Origin of the sequence: Winogradskyella sp., from assembly GCF_028282165.1 — a bacterium.
In the GTDB taxonomy this organism is placed as follows: Bacteria; Bacteroidota; Bacteroidia; order Flavobacteriales; family Flavobacteriaceae; genus Winogradskyella.
Genome location: NZ_JANQIM010000026.1, coordinates 1 through 6,298, shown reverse-complemented (window position 1 = coordinate 6,298; position 6,298 = coordinate 1). Strand labels below are relative to the sequence as shown.

The following is a 6,298-nucleotide window of genomic DNA, read 5'->3' as shown; positions in this document are numbered from 1 at the left end:
TTTAACAAATTGAGAATTCCAATCGTTGTCTGCCATTAACTGTACACCACCTAATTCTTTATCTTTAACCATTTCTACCCAAACATTATGATCTTTTGCTTTGTCAATTGAAGTGCTTACAAAGGTTATGTTTTTGCCATGATATTGCTTTTCAAGTTCCTTTAATGAAGGTATTTCCCTAATACAAGGTCCACACCAAGTAGCCCAAATATCCATGTATACGTATTTACCTTTAAGATCTCTTAAGGATGTAGTACCTCCTTTATGATTTTCATATTCTTCAAACTCAGGTGATGGCATACCCTTGGCCAACTTACTAATTTTATTGTACTTGGCAGTTAGGTCATCCTTGAACTTTTTATCAGTAGACATAACCATTAATGCATTGAAATAAGCTTCGTTATGTTCGTTATTGGGTCCAATTCTAAAGCGTAAGTTATTAGCTAGATCTTCTTTGAGTAAGGGAAAGTCTTTATTGTTAATCTCGTTGAAAATTTCAGTAGGATTATCGCTATCATTAATTTTATTCATATAATAACCTTGTACTAAACTTTTATAACTATCAAGAGTTTCATAATCTTTTTGGTTATCAAAATTTACGGTTTTAAACATCTCCATAAATTCGTCGGAAGGCTTAAATTCTTCCTTTTTGGCATAATAAGCATGGTAAGATTTATAGTTAAAAAGATTAGTTAAATGATCATACTCGATATTTTTTTCTTCCAAACTTCTCAATTCGTCACTTATGTCCTTAGAGGCTTTTAAAAACTCTACTTTAGAGCTTTTGACTTCATCCATCATAGCAAGGAAATCATGCTCTTCCTTAGCAAACAACTCGGCATAATTAATATCTAATTTTTCTTCTGCCAAGTATTTGGCAGCTAAGAAATTACTATCTTCTGATCCGACACCATTATATGTTATGGTTTCATCAAATTCTTTAGTATCTAAAGATAGATTGATGTCATCACCAGGATTGAGATACATAGTAGAACTTTCTCTACCGTGTTTTATCCTATAATAACCACTTTTAATTTTAAGTGTGTCGGTAAATGTATCATCTTCGTTTAGATTAATGTCTATAATTTTTTCTCTTCCTTGATATACACTTACCACTTTATCTGTGGGATTTACAATTTTACCAGAGAATAAGGTGTAGTCAATCTTAGGTTCTTCTTTTTTGCATGCAAATAGGGATATTACAATGCAAAAGGCCAATAATTTTTTCATAATTGATAATTTGTTGAAAATCAAAATTAAAAATATTGAGGTTAAATCAAATAAAAATGGAATCATTAACATTTTGTTGACAAACCAAAAAAATATTCTCAATTTTGAATGACTTTAATTTACATATATGGACAACTATCATATCATTTCTTCAGACCCTTTAGATATTGTTACGATTTACAACATATTTAAAGAGAAAAAAAAGCTGAAATTATCCAAGAACTCTATAGAAAAAATAATGGTATGCAAAGCTTACCTTGACAATAAATTGACGAATACCAAAAAACCTATGTATGGTATTAACACAGGTTTTGGATCTTTGTATAATGTTAAGATTTCTGATAATGATCTCACAACACTTCAAGAAAATTTAGTGATGTCCCATGCCTGTGGTACTGGTGAACGTGTTCCAGAATCTGTTGTTAAAGTAATGCTACTCTTAAAAATTCAATCTTTAAGTTATGGGCATAGTGGGGTACAACTGAAAACAATAGAACGCCTCATTGATTTTTTTAATAACGATATATTTCCTTTTGTGTTTACACAAGGGTCTTTAGGCGCTTCTGGAGACTTAGCGCCTTTGGCACATTTAGCATTACCACTATTAGGAAAGGGAAATGTAGTCCACCAAGGTGAACATTATGAGGCATCTGAGCTTTTGGATAAATTTAATTGGGAACCCATTAAATTGCAGGCAAAAGAGGGTTTGGCTTTATTAAATGGTACACAATTTATGAGTGCATATGGCGTCTATTTATTATTAATGTCCCATAAGACATCTTATATGGCAGACATTATTGCAGCTATTTCTTTAGATGCTTTTGATGGAAGATTAGACCCTTTTCATGACTTAGTACACGAGGTAAGACCACATCCTGGTCAGCGAAAAGTGGCAAGACGTTTTAATGAGCTTTTAGCTGGTAGCGAATTAATATCAAGAGAAAAAGAACATGTACAAGATCCTTATTCTTTTCGTTGTATTCCACAAGTACATGGAGCAACCAAAGACACTTTAGACTTTGTAGAAAAAGTTATTTTAACAGAAATAAATGCAGTTACCGATAACCCAAACATTTTCAGTGAAGAGGATTTAATTATTTCGGGAGGAAATTTTCACGGCCAACCTCTGGCTTTAGCTTTAGATTATTTAAAAATCGCAATGGCAGAAATAGGGAATATTTCCGAGCGTAGAATTTTTCAGCTAGTCTCAGGTTTACGAGATTTACCTGCATTTTTGGTTGAAAATCCAGGTTTGAATTCTGGATTTATGATACCACAATACACAGCGGCTAGTATAGTAAGTGCTAATAAACAATTAGCAACGCCAGCAAGTGTAGATAGTATTGTATCTAGTAATGGACAAGAAGACCATGTAAGTATGGGGGCAAATGCAGCCACACAGGCCTATACCTTGATTAGAAATGTTGAGCGTGTTATTGCTATTGAGTTGATGAATGCTTCACAAGCCATAGAATTTAGAAGGCCTTTAAAAACATCTCCATTACTTGAGTCTTTTTTAGAATACTACAGAAAGGTAGTTCCATTTATGAAAGAGGACGAGGTATTGCACGACGACATTGAAGCTTCAATTCAGTTTTTAAATGATGTCGATATTGAGGTTGAAGAATTGTTTCTCAATAATTATGGAGTAGAAAAACACTAAACTCAGTAGTATTAAGACTTAGTGAGTTCTTTTGCCCAACTGATCGCTTCGTCAAGATTAGTAAATATCTCAAAAGGTTTGGAGTAGAACATTTGTTCTATTTGTGCATTGACCTTTGCTTTATAATTGTTTGAAACAACTGCAAAACCCTTTAAATTGTCAATTTTTGAGGTTTCAAAATAAATTTTGGGGTCTACAGAATAAGAATGTATTCTGTGAGCTATGTAAACAAAAGCTTGTTTAGAATAATAGGTATTGGTTATTTCCACCAAAATATCATTATACTCAGGTGTTATATTCATACCTTCTTTCATAACAGCGACAAGATAATTGTCATAAATCGTCATGTCACAAAAGTCAAAAGTTAGGGTTTCTTTCATGACTATTTGTACTTAATCAACGTTAAGATAAGAAAAAACTCCTTCATAAAGAAGGAGTTTTGCTATTGTTGTCTAAATGGTTTATGACTCAGTAGTCTTACCAGAGCTTTTAACTTTAATTTTAAGCTCATCATTTTTAGCGTCCAAATCCATAGTAATTGTGTCACCTTCTTGGATTTTAGCATTGATAATCTCTTCGGCTAGAGCATCTTCGACATATTTTTGTATGGCTCTATTTAATGGTCTAGCTCCATATTGTTTGTCAAAACCTTTTTCGGCTATGTAGTCTTTGGCTTTGTCAGTTAACTTAAGGTTGTAACCTAATTCTTTTATTCTCGAAATCAACTTCACTAATTCAATGTCAATAATTTTATCGATATCTTCTTTTTCGAGTGTATTAAAGACAATAACATCATCAATTCTGTTGAGGAACTCAGGGGCAAATGCCTTTTTAAGTGCATTTTCAATAACAGCTTTAGCATAATCGGATTCTTGGGCTTCTTTTGCCGAAGTTCCAAAACCTACACCGGTACCAAAATCCTTAAGCTTTCTTGCACCAATATTGGAAGTCATAATAATGATTGTATTTCTAAAGTCAATCTTACGACCTAAACTATCAGTTAAATACCCATCATCAAGAACTTGAAGTAGCATGTTAAACACATCCGGATGGGCTTTTTCAATTTCATCTAAAAGCACAACCGCATAGGGTTTACGTCTTATCTTCTCAGTCAACTGACCACCTTCCTCATAGCCAACATAACCAGGAGGCGCACCAATAAGTCTAGATACTGCGAATTTTTCCATGTATTCGCTCATATCTATTCTTACTAAGGCTTCATTACTGTCAAATAGTTCGTGAGCTAAAACTTTTGCCAATTGTGTTTTACCAACACCTGTTTGGCCTAAGAATATAAATGAACCTATCGGCTTGTTTGGATCTTTTAGCCCAGCTCTATTACGTTGAATGGCTTTTACAACTTTTGCTACGGCAGTATCCTGACCAATCACTTTTCCTTTTATAAGCTCAGGCAATTGTGCTAACTTATTAAGTTCGGTTTGTGCAATTTTATTTACTGGTATGCCAGTCATCATAGAAATGACATCGGCAACATTATTTTCTGTGACGATTTCTCTGTGCTGTCTGGTTTCTTCTTCCCATTTTTCTTGAGCGGAGGCTAGCTCTTTTTCCAATCGCTTTTCATCATCACGAAGTTTAGCTGCTTCTTCATACTTCTGTTTTTTTACAACACTATTCTTAGTTTCCTTTACTTCTTCTAAACGCTTTTCTAATTCCAAAATTTGCTTTGGGACATCAATATTGGTGATATGGACACGAGAACCAGCTTCGTCTAAAGCATCAATAGCCTTGTCCGGTAAAAAGCGTTCGGTCATATAGCGATTAGTAAGTTTTACACAAGCCTCAATAGCTTCATCTGTGTAGTCTACATTGTGGTGCTCTTCATACTTGCCTTTAATATTGTTTAATATTTCTATAGTTTCTTCAACCGTAGTTGGCTCAACGATAACTTTTTGGAAACGACGCTCCAAAGCACCATCTTTTTCGATATATTGTCTGTATTCGTCTAGTGTAGTAGCACCAATACATTGAATTTCACCTCTTGCCAGAGCTGGTTTAAACATGTTGGAAGCATCTAAACTTCCTGTTGCACCGCCAGCCCCCACAATGGTATGAATCTCATCAATAAAAAGAATAATGTCATCATTCTTTTCAAGCTCATTCATAACGGCTTTCATGCGCTCTTCAAACTGGCCTCTATATTTGGTACCTGCAACCAAGCTAGCCAGATCTAAAGTCACAACACGCTTATTAAAAAGGGTCCGTGATACTTTACGCTTTACGATTCTTAGCGCTAATCCCTCAGCAATTGCCGATTTACCAACTCCAGGCTCACCAATCAATAAAGGGTTATTCTTCTTACGTCTACTTAATATTTGAGAAACACGCTGTATTTCTTTTTCTCTACCCACAACAGGGTCTAATTTGCCTTCTTCGGCAAGAACGGTTAAGTCTCTACCGAAGTTATCTAAAACGGGAGTTTTAGATTTTTTATTTGTTTTGCTAGACTGGCTTCCTCCAAAAGGATTTTGTTTTGTATCCTCTTCTTCATCATTGATGTCATCATCAGAGAAAGATTCTGCTTTTGGTTCGTCTAGATAGTCTTCTTCACTTGTAATCATAGATTTGAATTCTTCTTTTACGTTATCATAGTCAACTTTAAGTTTATTCAATAACTTAGTCGTTGGGTCATTCTCGTTTCTTAAAATGCACAATAATAAGTGTGCTGTATTTATTGAAGTGCTTTGAAACAACTTAGCTTCTAAAAATGTTGTTTTTAAAGCACGTTCTGCTTGTCTTGTAAGATGTAAGTTCTTTTTTTCGTTAGATGTAGTAGTAATATTGGGATTAGCTGGGCTCAAAATCTCAACTTTTCGTCTTAAGTGATTAAGATCTACATCCAGCGAACTTAATATATCTATAGCTTTTCCGTTGCCATCGCGTAAGAGCCCAAGCATTAAATGTTCGGTACCAATAAAATCATGTCCCAAACGCAGTGCTTCCTCTTTGCTATAAGCTATAACATCTTTAACTCTTGGGGAAAAATTATCGTCCATAGTAAACTCCTTTCTGCATTAAAAATAGTAAAAACATATTATCTAACGGTCAAAAACCGTACCTTAAATTAAAGGCTTAAACGAATAGACTAAAAAAGCGCTTTAAATCAAAGTAAATTCTAGGATACTTATTAACTAAAAAGATATCAAAAATTGTTAATAAAAACTACTAAAATTGACTTCTAAATACGCTCTAAACACTACTAAAATAGTTATATTAGCACGTTTTGAAAACCTATAAAAACTAATTAAATTTATATATGGCAGAAGGAGAAAAACTCATTCCAATTAACATTGAAGATGAAATGAAATCAGCTTACATTGATTATTCAATGTCGGTCATTGTGTCACGTGCTTTACCAGATGTAAGAGATGGTTTAAAACCTGT

Annotated in this window: 4 protein-coding genes; 1 reads left to right on the top strand and 3 read right to left on the bottom strand. The window is 33.9% G+C overall.

The features are described 5' to 3' along the window. The coding region (locus Q0972_RS10530) for a TlpA disulfide reductase family protein (protein WP_299365605.1) at positions 1-1,230 on the bottom strand (1,230 nt) is incomplete at its 3' end. Positions 1,231-1,357: 127 nt separating this feature from the next. Here Q0972_RS10530 and hutH point away from each other — a divergent pair. Continuing rightward, positions 1,358-2,893 carry a histidine ammonia-lyase gene (hutH, locus tag Q0972_RS10525; protein WP_299365603.1) on the top strand — a complete coding sequence of 512 codons (1,536 nt, stop codon included), beginning with the start codon at positions 1,358-1,360 and terminating at the stop codon, positions 2,891-2,893. A gap of 11 nt (positions 2,894-2,904) precedes the next feature. Here hutH and Q0972_RS10520 read toward each other — a convergent pair whose 3' ends face one another. Then, positions 2,905-3,273: a hypothetical protein gene (locus Q0972_RS10520; protein ID WP_299365601.1), complete on the bottom strand. Its 369-nt coding sequence runs from the start codon at positions 3,271-3,273 to the stop codon at positions 2,905-2,907. An 81-nt stretch (positions 3,274-3,354) separates the two neighbouring features. Continuing rightward, positions 3,355-5,910, bottom strand: a complete 2,556-nt coding sequence (locus Q0972_RS10515) for an ATP-dependent Clp protease ATP-binding subunit (protein WP_299365599.1) — start codon at positions 5,908-5,910, stop codon at positions 3,355-3,357. Positions 5,911-6,298: the final 388 nt, after the last annotated feature.

What these genes read in the sequence shown, in the direction of transcription:
- hutH (WP_299365603.1), top strand. Translation starts at nt 1,358, where the DNA reads ATGGACAACTATCATATCATTTCTTCAGACCCTTTAGATATTGTTACG.
- Q0972_RS10520 (WP_299365601.1), bottom strand. Translation starts at nt 3,273, where the DNA reads ATGAAAGAAACCCTAACTTTTGACTTTTGTGACATGACGATTTATGAC.
- Q0972_RS10515 (WP_299365599.1), bottom strand. Translation starts at nt 5,910, where the DNA reads ATGGACGATAATTTTTCCCCAAGAGTTAAAGATGTTATAGCTTATAGC.